We start from the raw sequence: 17,285 nt of genomic DNA on the forward strand, positions 1-17,285 counted from the left end.
TAATGATTTAAGCGAAGGTAACAGTCACATCTTCTCCCCGGCAATCATATTTATTCATGATGATTGTATAGCGCCTGCCTTCTTTTTTAACCTGTACACCTGAAGGCTCGCATAGAACTTCGTGTTCAGTCTGAAAAACTGCGACCTGCTCCTCCCCATGAAGGGCAAATGTTACACGATCCTGTTCACGGTGTTTGATTTCTGCAGTCGAGTAGGATATGACTGCTTTCTCAAGCGCAATCTCCACCGGCAGCATAAGTCCCGTTCTTGAAGGAAGGGACACAGTGTTCTCTTCAAATAAAGGCTGACCATTTTGAAAGAGATGAAAATTCTTTTTCAGACCGTCCAGATTCATAAGATGAATAAACCGTTCGTTGTTCTCATTCGCTACAGACGTAGTAAAGATTCCATGGTACGAATAATCATGAGTAAGAGCTGGCGTAATCGAGAGTTTTTCAAAGATCTCTTTAAAAAAAGTGAGATCACAGCTGTAATGAGTGAGAATGCCAATGAGCTTTCCGTCTCCTACCCGCGACTCGAAGCCGCATACTTCCTTCGTATCATAGGTCCTCAGCAGCGGAGTGACGTGTTTCTTCAAATCTACTGTATGTGCAATATGAGTGCGAACCTCCGGGTAGCGTTTACTAAAGTTGGAGGTTTCAAGAGATAAATAATAGTCTCCGGAATCGCGATACGTCGTTTTATAGGAAACGCCGGCTGCTTCTGCAAGAATCGTGCAAGGGTTCCCTTCAAAATCGTACTGAGGCAGATCTCCATAAAGAAGAACATTGCCCCCTTTGTTCATATACGACACGAGCTTTTCCTGGATATGGCTGTGCATATATTTTGCCGAAGGAACAATAAGAGATTTAATCTCCCTATTAATTTCTTTATGCTGAATATCCACCGAGCCAAACCTCAGTCCGTGAAGAAGCATGGCACGGGCAACGACCTCCCAGGCGCTTCCGCCGCGGTTTTGTTCAATGTTTTCAATGATATCCTTCATCTTGCTGCTTTTCGGATAACGATATTCCGTCATATAGTAGTCAGGAATAAAGGCAAAGGCTGCTCCGTCCTTTTCTTCATTCATCCCCGCAAGCTTATCTGACACCGCCATCACACGGTGGATGGATTCAGCCATTCTTGGAAAGGTAAAATTAAGCTCGCCTTCCGGACTGATCGGAGCTGCAAATCCGTGGCGTTCTCCTGTAAAAGCGATACGGTCATTGCCATCATTCAGCGTTTGATCCATCCGGTAATTATAGCCGCCTGTCAAAAGGTAATAATTAATCAGCCTGTTGCCCTGCGCGATGCACATACGCATCTTAAGATCAGCTGCAGAAGGGTCCATTCTTCCCCCGAATGTGCTTCCAAAGTTCCCGTCGCCGCAATTAAATTCAACAGAGGTTAATGGCTGATCCGGTAAATGCATGGCATCCATAAAGCCATTAATAAGATAAAGGTCCTGGAACATATCCATATTAAAATCGCCGAAATAAATATCAGAACCTGACAAATACCCCTCATCCTGTGTATAGCTTTCAAAAAGCTGACTAATGCCAATCGGAAACGTAAAGCCTCGTCCGCCGCCTGTTCCGTGGATGTTAACGACAAACGGGATGTCTTTGATTCCTTCTTCTTCACAATAGCCTCTTAAGATACTAATATAGCGGGCAAAGCGGCTACGCATATAGTAGCCCAAATCCTTTAATAGAAAAGGAGCGATCTCTTCTGCAGGCGAGCGCAGCAGTTCATTTCTTCTATCCCTGTCTTCTGAAAAAACATTCGGATAGCGGCTGTTTACGGTGGAGCCGTAGCGTTCTTTCGTCCAATTCGTAAAATCCTCAAGGACGAGGTCCGTTAAATCAGGCGTGTTGCTCACCCAGGAAAGCATGCCCACTTCATTATCCAGCTGTATAGCAATGACTTTTCCTCCGTTTTGATAAAGGCGTTCCTGTATAGGAGGAAGAATGATGCTGTACCATTCCCTTGCTGCCTTTAAAAAGCCCGGGTTCAAGTAATCAAGGGTTTTTGTCGTTACTTCATTACTGTCCCAGCCGACTGGAATCGCATCAGGGTAATCGGTATACACCCAATGCGGGATCCCTTCGTTCTTCATTTCCGCCATAATAAACGGTCCCGGACGGACAAATAGATAGAGATCATTTTCCTGGCAAAGATCTAAAAAACCGACAATATCAAGCTGCGGCTGTGTTGTGCCGGTAATATCAATGATGTCTTTTTCAGGCTGGTGACAAAGCCATGGAATATAGGTTGCAATTGCATTGCATCCGGAAAGCTTCAGCTGATCAATCCTTGCCTGCCAATCACTCCGTTCAAGCCTATAATAGTGAACTTCCCCGCACATAAGTAAAACAGGCTCACCGTCGATCAGAATTTTCTTTTCTTTAATTTCAATCATTCACTTGTTCCTCCATCACCTTTTTGCTGAAAGCCAAGTTTTTTTATAGCAAGCTGGATTCTTTCGTTTTGATGATAGAGCTTCCAAATTTGCTCTGAATGATCATTTTCGAGCATCAGGAGGGTAACGCCTTTATTAATTCCGATCACTTTATCTGAGTACCATGGCATATCCTTTTCAAGGTTATAGCTGTCAATCAGCCCGTAATCTCCCCATAGCTCTTCAATCGAATCAAAATACGCAAGCGATTCAACTACCTCTTTCTTTGCAAAGACAATGGAGCCTGCAGGACCGCTTGGTGCGACCGTTCCGTCATTTTGAACGGTCACTGTCGGATAATAAGGCGGCGCCCCTGCCAGCGTATAGCCGGTTGGACCATCGCAGGCTGTAAGCCCCCAGGACTCGCTGCTGTAGGTTTTAAATGCCTCCTGCTGATCGATGCAATACTGCCGGTTTACGAGTGTTGCCTTCACTGAATTTTCAAACCAGTCAATGCCATCCGGATCGATCCAGCTTGAAAAATCAAACCAGGCATGGCTGTATTGATGCGTAAAAAGCTGGCCGCCAGGTGAAGGGTAGAAGGTATAATCGCCATATGTGCCTTCAAACCGTCTAAACCCATTATAAATTTCAGGAGACACAGGGTAGGTTCTGGAGCCGACTGCCAGAAAATAGAGCATCAGCTGTTCAGCATACATATCCCAGGCGCCAAAGCCTTTTCCGTCATCATCTATCCCCATATAAAATTGATTCGCTTCTTCGTTTACATACACCTGCCAATTAACACGGTCATAAATTTGATCAGCGAGCTCTGCAATCTCTCCGCCAAAATATTCACGAGCCGTAATTGCCCCGTTCAGCAAAATGGCTGTATCGATGATCGAAGGACAGTCATAAAAGCCTTCATTTTTTTGAGCCGTTTCCATATTTAAAAAATGATAAAAGAAGCCGTCCCTATGCTCAACGTTATAGAAAAATGTTTTCAAGGTGCCAAGTGTACGCTCTTTTCCTTCTTCAAGGGTGATCCAGCCCCGCTCAATTCCAATCGGGATGGCAGATAACCCAAATCCATTGGAAGCAATGCTTGCTACATGCTCTCCGCCTTTTCCTGAATGGTCACGGATTAGTCCGTATCCCTTACTTGATGGATCACTATTTACTTCTTTCCAGAAAAAATCAAATGAGCCCTTTGCTTCTCTGTCCAGCAGTTCCTGTGTGCGTGTCATTTGTTCCACATCCTTTTTTTATTCTCCTGTAATACCTGAGCGGTCGACGCCCTCAACAAACCACTTTTGAGCAATAAAATAAACGACCAATAATGGCAGAATACTAAGTACCGTTCCGGCAAGACGGATGCCTTCATTCAGCCTGCTTGCTGACTCATCCATCCCCGCTGGAAACATCCGCTGATAGCTCGCTGCAAATTTCTGAAGCTCAAGCGGCAGTGTTGTCAGCTGATCTCCAAAGAAAATAGCGGCAAGATACGTTTCGTTCCAGTACCACACAAAGGAAAAAAGAAACGAAATGATAATCGCCGGCACCGCCATAGGGATCGCAATGGTAAAGAAGATCCGAAGATGCCCAGCCCCGTCAAGCAGCGCCGCTTCCTCCAGCGTTTTTGGAATCGAGCGGAAAAACTGATAAAAGATTAAAATAAAGATCGCACTATTAATCCCCTGGCCAAATGTGGCAGGCAATAGAAAAGCCTGAATATTGCCAAGCAAATTCAATTCACTGTATACCAGGTACCGGGGAATCAGCGTGACCTGGGGAGGAATGATGAATGTGATCATGACCAATATGAAGAGGAAATTCTTTAAGCGAAAAGTAAATCTGGCAAAGCCATAGCCTATAAATGCCGCTACTGCTGTTTGAGCAATAGCAGGCAGAATGGTCACATACAGCGTTTCAAGAAGAGTAGGGAAAAAGTTCAGCACCTGAAAGGCCTGTTTAAAATTCTCCATATATAACGCGCTTGGAATCCAATTTATAAGCGGATTAAGTAAATCCTCTAAGCTTTTAAAGCTAAAGGAAGTCATAAAGATAACCGGATAAATATAGACAAATCCAATGCCGATTAAGAGCCCGTAAATAAGTGTTCTGATCAAAAAGCCATCGTTGCCTTTGACTCCAATCATCCACCTTTTCAATTTGGCGCCTGCTGATTTTCCTTTTCGCACTATCGACTGATTCAATTGTTCCACCCCCCTTTAGGCATAACGTTTTTTACTTTGACTGTTCATCATGACAAAAACGAGCACCAGTATTAATCCAATGACGATAAAGTAAACCCAGCTGAGGGCGGATGCGTAGCCAAACCCTGTCTCAAGCTCAAACATCTGCGCTTTTATATGTTCGATAATCGGGTTCAGTGAAAAGATTGAATACGCGACAATTGTATAGATGGTGTTGACGACAATCATCGGGAAAATACTTGGCAGTGTCACCTTCCAGAAAATCTCCCAGGCAGAAGCCCCGTCAATCATCGCTGCTTCATAAATCTGGCGGTCAATCTTTTGGAGCGCAGCCAGAAAGATTAGAATTTGCACCCCTGAATACCAGAGAATCATAATGATATTATCGAGCACATATAACAAAATTCCCGGAATGAATGAATCGGCGTTATTGCTTGCCATGCTATAAATAAAAACCTCTTCTATAGAAGGGATCGTTGTAACCCCCATGTCCTGAAGCTCTTTTAAAACAGGACCACTTGCAATAATGACCGGTAAAAAGAAGATGGTCCGAAACAGCCCGCGAAACCGGATGTTCTGATTAAGCAGCAACGCAATGAGCAGGGAAAAGACAATGATGATCGGCACAGAGATCAGAAGCTCTCTGAAGAAAACAGTCAGGTAGCCTACAAAAACGCCATCAACCGTGAAGGCATACCGGAAATTATCCCACGATACAAAGCTTGTCCGGATGCCTTCTGTTGTTAAGCTGACCTGATGAAAGCTTAAATACAAGGAATAGACCAGCGGCAGTGCCGTGAAGGCAAGAAAACCAATAATCCAGGGAGCGATAAAGAAATAGGCAAAAGATGGCTTCTTCAGTTGAATTTTACGCATACTGCCTTATGCTCCTTTCCATTGATCGACAATGGTGAAATCCATTGAGTCAACCTGGACATTTTCGTCTTCGAACGTCTCTGTTGTGTAGTTAACAATGATCGTTTTCCCGTTAGAATACGTAACAGCAGCAACGCCTGGCGACACCATTTCGTGCTGTTCAATCGTTTCATTTTCCACCTGCTTCAGCACCTCGACCAATCGGCTATTTTTCGAAAGGATGTCTTCCTTCCATACACTGAACTGCGAAGTAAAAATGTCATACGAAGGCGTATCGGCAAGAATGGCAGGTGATTCACCGGTAATAAAATAGGACGGGTAAACGCCGTATTCAGCCATTCGGAGCAGATCCTGCTGCTCATTCACCTGAACATTTACGTAATTGGAGTAGTAAGGCATTAACCCTTTCAAAACAATTTGTAAAAATGGGATGGTATCTGTGACCATCATATAGTTGGAGGAATACATCGGAATGCTTAAATAATGATGCGTTCCTGACCAGGCATACGGATTAGGCATATATGCAGCCAGCGCAGCTGTCTTTTCGCCAAGCCCTTCAAAGAGCTCCCTATAGGTTTCCTCAGCATCCTCTCTTGTGCGTTCCTTTCCATCTTCAAAGTCTGAATACAGCATGTAGCTTGTGAAATCCACTGCCATATGGTTAAGTCCGCGTGTTGAAAATTCATCTGCCGCAGCCTCTGCATGGGCTTTTGAAATCTCAGGCTTTAAGAAATACATTTCATTATAATTCTTCGTCTTCCCCCACATAACGAGCTGGGAATTTGCTTGTCTTGCGACGTCTTTACTGCCTTCATAGCCCCCGGCTCCTTTATAGGCGGTAGTGAAGTCGTTGTATAAGTAAAACGGAATGCCCTCTGCTTCCAGATCGTCATGGAGCTCGACTAATTCATCCTCGCCTCCAATTTTCTTTTCGACTGGAAATCTGGCAGGAAGTGTATTAGTGAATCCTCCTTTTGTCCAGCCTCTATAAACGAGAAGTAAATCGTCCAGGCCGTCCGCTTTCAGCTCATCCACATGCTCTCTAACCTGGTCAACCGTCGTGACAGGCAGGACGGAATTCCACAGCAAACCAGGCTTTGTTTCAGAGCCAAGGTACTCAAGGCGGACCTTATACTGGTCCTCCCGATCAACCAGCTGCCCTTCCTCCAGCAGCTTTTCCTGATAGGTTTTAGCCATTCCGGTATAATTCGCTTTTTCGTTTTCCAGAACATGTACCTGCAGATCGATATCAAATGCATTGCGGTCCTGCTGGTAGACGTTTACCCCGCTTTTATCCCTGCTCGTTGGCTGAAAATAATTGTAGCGATAATGAAATTCCGGTGAGACCCAATAAAAATCGGTTGAAACGCCAGGAGTATAGGCAGTAATTTCAGCATAATGCTCCCCGCTGTTAATAATGCTTAACAGCCCGTTTTGATGGGATCCATGGACAACTCCATAAAGCGGTAATGAAAGATATTGATTCATCTGGTTTGATGAGTTGGCAACACTTAAATCCCGGCCATACACCGTAGCACTTAATGGCGCATCAGCAAATTGACTCTTCTCCCCGTAACGGATTAAGGCGCCGGAGCCGTCGGGAATCATCATATAGCCCTCCTGCCCTGTCTGAAAAGATGCACCAAGGAAAGGATACAGTCTTAATGAGGTAAGTAAATTCCGTTTTCCTTCATCAACATTTTCTTTTGGAATACGGAAATTGAGCCCTTCCTCCGTCAGATCAACCTCAAGTGTCACTTCGATATTTGACCCAATAAAAACAATAAATGCCTTAAAGCCATTGTTTGTAGGTGTGACCATTGGCTGAGAGCCGTTTGTTAAAATACTTTCGGTTTTGCCATTTCCACGCTGATCAACGTAATCAATCGTTACAGCAGACTGCACAAATTGCTGCCATGTGTTATTCAGACGGTATTCCTCAATATTGTCCAAGCCCGAACTCCACACATAGCCTGTATTCTTGTTAAGCGTTTTAATGGCCACCGTTTTCGGATCAACATATAAGGCAAGGCGGTCATTTTCGGCCATCAGCTCATAGGGCTCTCCAATTTCTTCCTGAGGTGCTTGTTCAGTCATCTCCTCATCCTCTATGGCCTGCGTAAACTGATTTGATTCATAAAAGATTGATTGAGGAACCTCAGAAATAATTTCTTCAATGATTTCATCCTTCTCTTCTTCAGCTGCTCCTGCAGAGGAACCTGTCAGAATAAGCGGGATGATCAAAAGCATGCTCCATTTTTTAGACACGAACCATCACCTCGCTCACAACTGAGAATAAGAAGTCTATTACCTGATTTAACAAAATGTATAAAATGAACCCGACTAACACGAGCATGATCATGCCGAATATTGTCAGTAAAATATTGCGCACTGTTTCTGAAATCATGTAATTATGAATTTCCTTCACCATGAAATACAGGATCAGCAGACACCAGCCAAAAATGACAACGATGGAATACTGATAAATGAAAGCTTCATTAAGTGTAAGAACCTTTGAAAGCAGCGTAACCGGCACCATAAAGAGCAGAAAAGGCGCTAAGGCATAGATCGTTCCAATAAAAATATCTTTAAACCGTCCCTGTCCGTCATTGATCGTACTTACGAGATAGTTTGAGACGATAAACAAGGCGACCGGCCCGATAACAATCAGCAGTTCTCTGACCAGAACAAAATCGGCATCTCCGGCTACTGTAAAAATAAATCCTGTCTGAAGTCTGGAGTAAAGATAGATCAGAACAAGAAGAACATATAAAATACCCGCAGACAGTACAGAGCTCCTCTCTCCCTTCCGGATGTAATAAAACCCATCAATGGGATGCTTAATAAAATACCCGACAAAAGCAAGGTCCTTCAATAAGCGCGGAGATGGCAGCCTTTCCCGAAGCGAAAAAACGATTCCTGTTTTTCGATCGGCGTACTTTAAGGAAGACCAGCTGATCATTAAGCCAATCAGCACTAAAATAAAGATTCCTAAATAATTTTGCAGCCATGCATGACGCCTTTCCCAAAAGGCTTCTGAATAACCGGATCTGTCATTCGCCAATTTATATTGTTCAAGCGCTTCATCGTAGCGCTGTTCTTTAAAATAAGCGCGGCCCATCGCGGTATGAGCAAGTCCGAAGGAGGTATTAAGGTCCAATACATTTTCCCAGTACTCCCTGCTCTCCACGTATAAGCCCTCTTTAAATAACGCAATTCCGGCGTGCACTTCGTTAATAAAAGCAGTTGGTCCAAAACGCTGGATAATTCCCCGCTCGCGATCGGCTACATACAAAAAGCCATTCGTATCTATTGCAATACTGCTGGCCTGCTGAGACAGTCCCCATTGATTGAACCCTTCATCAGGACCTGAAAATAGAAACAGCAGATTTCCAAAGCTGTCATACTCATGAATGATCCCATCGGTGTCAATGGCAAACATATTTCCATGCTGGTCTACTGTAATATCAACGTAGGAAATCCCGCTTGCAACATCTAATGGCAGCATGTTATCTCCCGCAACATTCAGCTTTTTAATCAGCTCAATTTCTGCTCCCTGCGTGATGGAATAAATAAGTCCCTGCTCATCAATCGCTATGTTCTGGGGAGCAGGAGGATTACGTGAAAACAGCCTGGAATCGAGTGAAAGCATTTCCTGAATGACTGAAGTGAAAGCATTCTGGGTTCGGTTGACACCGTAATAGCCTAAGAACTCCCCTTCCTTACTAAGCTGGATAATGCCGTTTGTTGATCCTTCACTGATGACATATAAATTCCCCCGTCGGTCGAGGACCACACTTGTCGGCTTGAAGCTTGAGCGTGCCCCAAATAGCGGAGAGTCAGGCTTTTCATATTCATTTACAATTTCGTTATCCTGATTAATTTGAACGATCTTGGATGCACCATAATCAGCCACAAAAAGATCGCCTTGCTCGGAAACAAATAGACCTGTTGGCTGCACGAGTACACCGGCGCCAAATTCTGCGATTTCCTCTCCGGCCTGATCATATTTAAGAACTGATTTTGTACCTGAATCCACCACATAAACCTGATTTTGATGATCAATAAAAAGATCTTCCGGGCTAATTAACCGATTATCCTTCTGAAACTGTCCTAAAGGAAGAAATGTTGTTTGTGTCAGCACCTCTGTGCCATCATCTTCGTATGTGACCGTAGGATACGGAATCGATGCATAGGCCTGTGTTTGGAGCATCAGTCTAAGCACCATTAAGACCAATATGAGCTTTCTCATAACCTCCCTCCCTTTTCTTCTATTTAATCCCTGAGTGTGCCATCGTGTTCATTACCTGCCGCTGCAGGAATATAAAAATAATTAAGTTTGGCAAAAACATGATAAGTGATGCTGCGGCAGCCATTCCCTGTCCAGCCACTGTATTGCCCTCAACCTGTGAAGCGAGAGTAGACATATAAAAAGCAAAGGTTTTTAGCCCTTCGTCGTTCACATATAACGTTGAAGTTTCAATATTGTTCCAAACGAGCTGGAACGATAAGATAGCGATTGTAGCGATCGCAGGCTTAACGAGCGGGATGATGATTTTCATAAATATATAGTAATCATTTGCTCCATCCAGCCTCGCGGCTTCAAGGAGTTCATCCGGTATTTGGTCAATGAATTGCTTAACAAGAAACAGTCCGATCGGCATCGCCAGCAAAGGGAAAATATGAACGAAGAACGAATCGATCAACCCAATATTTTCAATCAGGAGGTAACGAGGGATCCCTACCGCTGCGGGTACAAACATTAACGCAATTGTGTTAATTTCAAAGATATATTTCTTACTTCTAAATTTCTTTTTTGAAAGCGCGTATCCGGCCATTGTAGAGATGAGCACCGTAAAGAGCATCACAATAACGGTCGTAATAATGCTGTTGAAAAGGTAGCGCGCCATCGGTACACCGGTTTCAGATGAAGCGGAAAACAGGTCTGAGAAATTCTGCATCGTCGGCTTTTCGACAAAAAATCTTGGGGGAAAAGCAAACAGCTCATCAATCGGCTTGAATGCATGAAAGAAAATATACACAATAGGGTGCGCCATAAAGACTGCGAGCGGAATCAGGAACAAATAAAACTTCATCTGACTCCAATGGAATTTGGAGGGGTTAATCTTGGTGCCATGAAAGGATGATTTCGCCATCTGCTTATGCCTCCTCTTTATCGCCGAATAGTTTCCACGCCACTTTAGAAAATAAATACACTACAATCAGCAAAATAACCGACACAGCAGCTGCATAGCCCATCTCATAGCGGATAAAGCCATAATCCTCTAAATGGTTGACCATAAGCTGACCTGCATATTGCGGAGTCGGGTTGGACCCTGAAAGCGCCACCCCAATTGCTCCTGCCTGAAAGGTGCCGACAACTGCCATTACGGCACCAAACAGCATCTGCGGGCGCATGGAAGGAATCGTGATATAAATAATTTCCTGAAATCGGTTGCGAATGCCGTCTATATAGCCGGCTTCATAAATTTCACTATCAATATTTAAAACCCCTGACAGCATCGCCAGAAACCCGACACCCATGCTTCCCCAAAGTGTGACGACAATCATAATATTCATTAAATACTCAGGAGACTGCAGGAATTGTATCGGTTCAAAAATCAGCCCGAATGTGATTAACAGACTGTTTAAATAACCCGTCTCATCACCGCTGAAAATAATCGTCCAAACTACTGACATCGCGATTCCTGCTGTCATGGATGGTGAATAAATAATGAGCGCAAGCACCGTCCTTGGCCCTTTCGAAATCTGGGCAAGTGTCCAGGCCAGAATAAAGGACAGAATGTATCCCCCAGGGCCAACAATCAGGGCAAAGGTTAAGGTGTTTGGAAGAACATACTGCATAAATACTTCATCCTGGGTAAGAAGCCCGATGTAATTAGCGAACCCTATGAAACTGGGAAACTCAATCGCATTAAAATAAGTTAATGAAAGAACTATCGCTGCTAAAAATGGGATGACGATAAATAAAGTAAAGAGAATAATATAAGGGCTTAGGAAAACCCAGGGACTTCCGTTATGATCTCTGTTTCTTTTTTTCATCATTCTTCCTCGCCCCAGCTTTCTACCATTTCAATCGTAGGAACACGGTACGGCTTCACATTCACACCGTTTTCGACGTAGCCAAACTCCTCCATTTTGCGTGTGATTTCACGATCGATCGCAATGATGGAATCATCAATCGCTGATCGGGGGTTTTCTCCGTCAAAGACAATTCTGTTCCAGATATTACTTAACTCTCTTTCAACTAAATAAGCTCCCGGAATTTTCGGTACTTCCTTTAAATACTCCCACTGCTCAAGGATTATTTCTTTATGCTCCTCAGGCCATGGCAGCGCAACAAAGGCATCCAGGTTGGCTGTGTTCCACATATACTCCGGTCCAAAAAGCACCTGCAGCGTATTGGCAAATTCCGTCTGAGTATCAGCCGACATCCACCATTTCAATAGCTCCCATGATTCATCGGGCTTATCTGTTCCTTTTAAAATCATATCGGACTGCCCTGAACCCGTTGTCCAGCGCTCAACCTCGCCCTCTTCATTTTCAATGCCGGGGTGGAGTGCAATATCCCACCATCCTGCAATTTCAGGTGCAGCTGAGGTGAGTTGAACATAGGTAGTAAAAGAAGAAATACCAATCGGCAGGGTTGAATACCTGAAGTGATTATAAAAATTCGGCACCTGCAGCGGCATACTGTAGATCGTGTTCAGATCCGTCATAAATGTCACCGCATTCAGTGCTGCTTCTTCATCAATCGCCGTTGACATACCGTCCTCTGCATACATATCTCCCTGGAACTGATAAATATAAGGGGCTGTCGTCTGGAATGGTTTAAATCCAATCGCTCCTGCTATAGGAGTGTAGTAATTCATCCCGTAGCGCTGCAGCTCAGGAAGAATTTCAATCACATCATTCCATGTATCCGGAACCGGTGTATTCAGCTCGTTCAGGATATCTTTTCTGTAAAATTGAACAAAAAAGTCCTGTGTTTCCGGAAGTCCGTATACACCTTCATCCACCATCATGGGTAAAAAGGCGCCCGGCGAAAACTGCTTCGAGTATTCTGTAAAATCATCAAATTGACGCAAATCCTCAACTGCTCCCCGTATCGCCATCTCATAAGGCAGCCAGTTACTGACCCCTAACGCAAGATCCGGCTGAGTCCCGGCTGAGCTGGCAAGGATAAGCTTCTGCTCATCAGGCATTAAAGAAAGCTTTACCTTTATGCCGGTTTCTGCTGTGAAGCTTTCATCCACCATCGTTTGCATTAATTCAACGTATTGCCTCGGGCGATTCACCCAGACATTTAAGGTTTCTTCATCTGTCTGGGAGGTTGCGAGCGTTTCCTGGCTAAATGAAGCAAAAAAGCTTTTTACCCCTTCACGTACGGATGCCCACCAGTTTAAAGAAGGATCCGGGATTGTCTCTTTTTCCCCATGAAAATAGAAGCGGTCCATGGATAATGGCGTGCCGGTCATATCAATCATCAAGTTAGCTAATAGCTGTGAAACCGAGTTGGAGCCCTCTGAAAGCTCCGTCATCCGAACAGGAATTTCGTTTGGCTTTGCAGCAAGTCCCCTCAGCTTTTCTTCAGACAAGGCGATCGACACAAATTCTTTCGATTCCGACTGTTGATCTGTAAGAGCCTGAACCTCCTTGCCAAGTGCATTTAGCCGGTCAGCCCAGCCAATTAATTGCGTTTCGATTTCAGGTATATATTCTGTAATCTCCCAGGAACGTGAACGATCCCGCTGATTTCCAGTTAATTTTCGAATGGATAAAGCAAGCTCATCAATCTCTGCCATCACGGAAGAAATGTCATTGACCACAGATTGGTACGGAGCTGCACTTGCTTTTAAAGAAAGTTCATTGGACCCTTCTTTTAAGAAAAATAGATAAGGCTTTTCCTCTTTGTCGCCAAAGGTTACATTCTGCCATTTAGTCGAATGAGGAATGAGATAGGATTGTACTTCCTTGAAAGGTACTTCACCATTCACTTCAAGTGTTCTAAATACCGGCCCGCCAGTTCCTTTGTTTTGCTTCACTTTCATCGTGATCGCATACAAACCATCCTTAGGAGCCTCTACTTCCCATGTCATTTCCTGACCGCTTTCTGACCAGGAATGGGCATTAATAACATTTAATAATCTCTTACCGTTTTCGTACGGAACAACATCAGGATCATTCAGCGCTTCCGGACGAATATGAGAACTATTTAAACTCGTAAATTTCTCTGCTTCGATCGTAACCAGGCCTTCTCCAGCCGGCGTATCTTTATAATTACTGCTGTATTCCTCATAGGAGAGCTTTTCTTCCGGTGCTTCAAGGGAAACCTCCCCGAGCAGCACTTCCCCTCTCAGTCCGCTAAGTGTAATTGTGCTGCTTCCTTCATCCAGCCAATAAAGCAGCGGGTCATCATGAAGATGACTTGCATCCTCTGCTAAAAGGGATGACCATTCAGAAATAGGCAGTTTGGTCGGAATGCGTTCATTCCCGTTTTCATCAGGACCCTTGTAGGAAGGATCATTCATCCATTTGGACATAAATGAAATTCTGCGGCTTTCATAAAACGGATATTCACCATTAATTTGCACGGCAATCTCTACTGGTAAAATAGGATTGCTTTCTATGTAGTAATCAAAATGAATCTGGTAAAAACCACTGGCTTCCACCTCAACCTCTGCTTCAACCTGCTGATCGCGCTCCAAATGAACCACTTGATCTCCGTAGCCATTGCTGGCTGCTTCCTCTAACAGCTGTGCCCCGCGGAGATCCCAGCCTGAAGGAAAAAGGGTGATTGGGTCACCCTCCTGTTCCGGCTGTTTTTCATTCTTCCATTGGAGGAGAACATCATGATAGGAATCTTCAATTAACTGATCAGCTAACCCTTCCTCTTGCCTTTCCTCTCCACTAGCGACAGCTGAATGACTGATCAATAGCAAAAGAACGATTAACCCAGTAAACCAATTTCTTTTCATGGCTGTACCCCTCCCCCATATCTACCATTTACTCTAATTTACTGGCTGCATCCTCATATGCCTGCTCTGCAAGTGCATCCAATTGTTGAGAGTAATCTTCAAGCTTTAATTTTCCTCTTGTAAAGGCATCGATCAGTTCAGTGACATTTGCATTGGCATTATCCTCGACAGCAACACCTGTTGGCGCTTCCCATCTTGATTGAGCAAATCCAGGAACAATTTTAACCGGCTCTGTAATTCCATTTTCAAGATTTTCATATGCCAAACGCACACCAGGAACCTCAAGCATGTCGAAATATTCGTCAAGCATTGCTTCGTTTGTTGTAACTGGAAGAGAGTTCAATACTTTCCCTTCTCTTTCTGCCACTTCAACACGTTTAGAGAAACCTTCTTCTCCAAATGACATAAATTTAATAAACTCGTAGGCTGCTTCTGCATTTTCAGAAGACTTTGAGATTCCCATGTAATCATTTACGATAACGGTTCTTCCTCCGGGGATACCGATAAAGTCCCACTCGAAATCAAGGTTTTCAAGCATATCCGCTGTACCCCATGTGCCATCCCACTTAAGGGCAACGCCGCTTTGCTGCCAAACCTGCTCAGGATCTTCTCCCTGGAAGTTTGCTTTTTCTTCATCCGTCAGGGTTTCAAAACCATATTTATTTGAAATAATATCGCTTGATAAGGCAATGGCGTCTCTAAATTCCTGTCCATCCAGTTCATAAGAGCCATTGTTAAAGGTGTACCAGCCAAGCTCCTCATTAGCAGCTGATGGGTACCAGTCAGGAATAGCAAATGGGTGATTTGTCCCCGCCACTCCATTTGACATATCCGATACATCTTTAATTGCCGAAGTAAAGGATTGAATATCCGTTCCATATTGAGGTACATCCAAATTCGCATCATTGAACAGATTCTTATTTACAAAGTAACCAAGGAAATGCTGAGCAACAGGCAATGCTACTACCTGGTCATTATGCGTTAATGTTTCCTTTACTACTTCCGGGATATTGGCGAAATCCTCATCTTCTGCAGTAAGATCCGTTAAATCCATCAGCCAGTCATTTGATAAAGCAGTTGGAACAGATGGAAGCATGAATACATCAGGCATTGCGCCACTTGAAGCTGCAGCAGACAACGTTCCATTCCAGTCATCATTTGCAATCGTCTCATCCAACTCAACTTTAATATCCGGATGCTCCTTTTCGAATTCCTCAAGCATTAAACGCTCCAGGTTCATTTCTTCCTCTGTACCGAATGTCCAGCTTGCCACTTTGATTGTGACAGCATCCTCTGAATCGCCCTCTGCTGAATCTCCGCTATCATCCGAGCAGGCAATTAGCGATAACGAAAGCGTCCCTACCCCTAAAATTGACCAAAACTTTTTCATCCTTTTTTCCTCCCCTTTTTCCGCTATATTAAAGCGCTTTCAAATATGAACCAAAAAAATGACCATTTCTCCGCTCCATGCTCAGAACACAAGAAGCTTTCCATATAATTGGAGGCGCTTACATTGTTCTCGTCATTTTTGTATCCAGAGCAGGCTCTCCCCCCTTTTTCCAAGATAAAAAATGAGACTTTTTAGTTGAAACGTTTCAATAAGACTCCAAAAAAAGGGAAACCTCTTAAGGAATCCTTATTGAAACGTTTCAATAAACTAAGTATACGAAATGAAATTAAGTTATTCAATAGTTTTTTTCTTTTCTGACATTTTATCTAGTAAACAGGCACAAGCCCCGCATCTGCCTGACGCGGGGCTTGAAGAAAAATTTATATACTAATACAGCGGTCCGGTTGATTCTCTCTGGATCACTTCTGTCGGCAAAACAGTATGCTTATTCGGCTCGTCTCCCTGTATATGCTGAATGATCAAATGAGCAGCTGTAGCGCCTATTTCAAACTTGGGCTGCTTAATGGTCGTAAGAGAAGGACGGATGTATCTTGAGAGTTCAATATCATCAAATCCGATAATTTGGATGGTTTCCGGAACCTGAATGCCAGCCTCTGAAAACGCCTCAAGCGCCCCGATTGCCATCTGGTCATTAGACACAAAGACGCCGGTTGGAAGAGTTTTCTGCTGCAGAAGCAGTTTTGCAGCCTGATACCCTCCATTTTGAGAGTAGTCCCCCTTTATATGCCAGGCAAAAGGAATAGAAGGATAACCATGTTCAGTCAGGCATTTAGTAAACCCGATGGTTCTCAGCTCGCTGTCACGGTTATTTGATGGACCTGAAATATACCCGATGGCTTTATGCCCAAGCTTTATTAAATGTTCAGCCGCCTGATAACCTCCCTGGTCGTTATTCACGACGACAGAATATAGGTTGGGATGAGAAAACTCCCGGTCCAATACAACAACAGGAAATTTTTCCCGGCTGATTTCACTTAGCACTTCATCTTTAATATCCGAGGAAAACACCACGACCCCGTCCACTCGCCTTTCCCGCAAAAAACGTTCAGCAGTCCCCAGGTTTTCACCGATCGTGCTGCAGGCGATCAGACCATATCCATATGAATGGAGTGTTTGTTCAATTCCTTTAATGATTGGCGCATAAAAAGAACCAGAGAGGTCATGCAGGACGAGTCCAATCATCATTGTTTTTTTCATTTTTAAATCTCTCGCCCAGCCGTTTTTTTGGTACTGAAGCTCTGCAGCTGCCCGCAGAACCTTTTCAGCTGTTTCTTTTGATACACGGTCACTTTGATTTATGGCTAAGGATGCCGTTGATACAGCTACTCCTGCACGTTTTGCTACGTCTTTAATCGTTGTCATAAGCCTGCCTCTTTCGTTTT

The 17,285-nt window shown here is 43.9% G+C and carries 11 protein-coding genes; all 11 read right to left on the reverse strand.

From position 1 onward, the window contains the following. Positions 1-7: 7 nt before the first annotated feature. Entirely contained in the window at positions 8-2,422 is a 2,415-nt protein-coding gene (locus C4B60_RS14970) for a beta-galactosidase (RefSeq protein ID WP_104058825.1), read from the reverse strand. Continuing rightward, positions 2,419-3,648, reverse strand: coding sequence for a glucoamylase family protein (locus C4B60_RS14975; RefSeq protein WP_104058826.1), 1,230 nt, complete (start codon positions 3,646-3,648; stop codon positions 2,419-2,421). Before C4B60_RS14975 ends, C4B60_RS14970 begins: the two co-directional genes overlap by 4 nt. An 18-nt stretch (positions 3,649-3,666) precedes the next feature. Then, positions 3,667-4,626 carry a carbohydrate ABC transporter permease gene (locus C4B60_RS14980; protein ID WP_425331169.1) on the reverse strand — a complete coding sequence of 320 codons (960 nt, stop codon included), beginning with the start codon at positions 4,624-4,626 and terminating at the stop codon, positions 3,667-3,669. Between the two features lie 6 nt (positions 4,627-4,632). Continuing rightward, entirely contained in the window at positions 4,633-5,493 is an 861-nt protein-coding gene (locus tag C4B60_RS14985; RefSeq protein WP_104058827.1) for a carbohydrate ABC transporter permease, read from the reverse strand. A 6-nt stretch (positions 5,494-5,499) separates the two neighbouring features. Next, positions 5,500-7,761, reverse strand: a complete 2,262-nt coding sequence (locus tag C4B60_RS14990) for a DUF5696 domain-containing protein (protein ID WP_104058828.1) — start codon at positions 7,759-7,761, stop codon at positions 5,500-5,502. Next, positions 7,754-9,745 carry a YIP1 family protein gene (locus tag C4B60_RS14995; protein ID WP_104058829.1) on the reverse strand — a complete coding sequence of 664 codons (1,992 nt, stop codon included), beginning with the start codon at positions 9,743-9,745 and terminating at the stop codon, positions 7,754-7,756. The genes C4B60_RS14990 and C4B60_RS14995 overlap by 8 nt, the downstream gene beginning before the upstream one ends. A gap of 19 nt (positions 9,746-9,764) precedes the next feature. Beyond that, entirely contained in the window at positions 9,765-10,649 is an 885-nt protein-coding gene (locus tag C4B60_RS15000) for a carbohydrate ABC transporter permease (RefSeq protein ID WP_104058830.1), read from the reverse strand. A 4-nt stretch (positions 10,650-10,653) separates the two neighbouring features. Continuing rightward, a complete protein-coding gene (locus C4B60_RS15005; protein ID WP_104058831.1) occupies positions 10,654-11,556 on the reverse strand; it encodes a carbohydrate ABC transporter permease in 903 nt (300 codons plus the stop codon). Then, positions 11,556-14,492: an extracellular solute-binding protein gene (locus C4B60_RS15010; protein ID WP_104058832.1), complete on the reverse strand. Its 2,937-nt coding sequence runs from the start codon at positions 14,490-14,492 to the stop codon at positions 11,556-11,558. Before C4B60_RS15010 ends, C4B60_RS15005 begins: the two co-directional genes overlap by 1 nt. Before the next feature lie 28 nt (positions 14,493-14,520). Further along, positions 14,521-15,882, reverse strand: coding sequence for an ABC transporter substrate-binding protein (locus C4B60_RS15015; RefSeq protein ID WP_104058833.1), 1,362 nt, complete (start codon positions 15,880-15,882; stop codon positions 14,521-14,523). A 387-nt stretch (positions 15,883-16,269) separates the two neighbouring features. Then, entirely contained in the window at positions 16,270-17,265 is a 996-nt protein-coding gene (locus C4B60_RS15020; RefSeq protein WP_104058834.1) for a LacI family DNA-binding transcriptional regulator, read from the reverse strand. Positions 17,266-17,285 lie beyond the last annotated feature (20 nt).

Origin of the sequence: Jeotgalibacillus proteolyticus (genome assembly GCF_002926065.1) — a bacterium.
GTDB classification, from domain to species: Bacteria; Bacillota; Bacilli; order Bacillales; family Jeotgalibacillaceae; genus Jeotgalibacillus; species Jeotgalibacillus proteolyticus.

Excerpts from the sequence above, each read along its gene's own strand:
- C4B60_RS14985 (WP_104058827.1), bottom strand. The coding sequence starts at position 5,493 with ATGCGTAAAATTCAACTGAAGAAGCCATCTTTTGCCTATTTCTTTATC.
- C4B60_RS15020 (WP_104058834.1), bottom strand. The coding sequence starts at position 17,265 with ATGACAACGATTAAAGACGTAGCAAAACGTGCAGGAGTAGCTGTATCA.
- C4B60_RS14975 (WP_104058826.1), bottom strand. The coding sequence starts at position 3,648 with ATGACACGCACACAGGAACTGCTGGACAGAGAAGCAAAGGGCTCATTT.
- C4B60_RS15010 (WP_104058832.1), bottom strand. The coding sequence starts at position 14,492 with ATGAAAAGAAATTGGTTTACTGGGTTAATCGTTCTTTTGCTATTGATC.
- C4B60_RS15015 (WP_104058833.1), bottom strand. The coding sequence starts at position 15,882 with ATGAAAAAGTTTTGGTCAATTTTAGGGGTAGGGACGCTTTCGTTATCG.
- C4B60_RS15000 (WP_104058830.1), bottom strand. The coding sequence starts at position 10,649 with ATGGCGAAATCATCCTTTCATGGCACCAAGATTAACCCCTCCAAATTC.
- C4B60_RS15005 (WP_104058831.1), bottom strand. The coding sequence starts at position 11,556 with ATGAAAAAAAGAAACAGAGATCATAACGGAAGTCCCTGGGTTTTCCTA.
- C4B60_RS14995 (WP_104058829.1), bottom strand. The coding sequence starts at position 9,745 with ATGAGAAAGCTCATATTGGTCTTAATGGTGCTTAGACTGATGCTCCAA.
- C4B60_RS14970 (WP_104058825.1), bottom strand. The coding sequence starts at position 2,422 with ATGATTGAAATTAAAGAAAAGAAAATTCTGATCGACGGTGAGCCTGTT.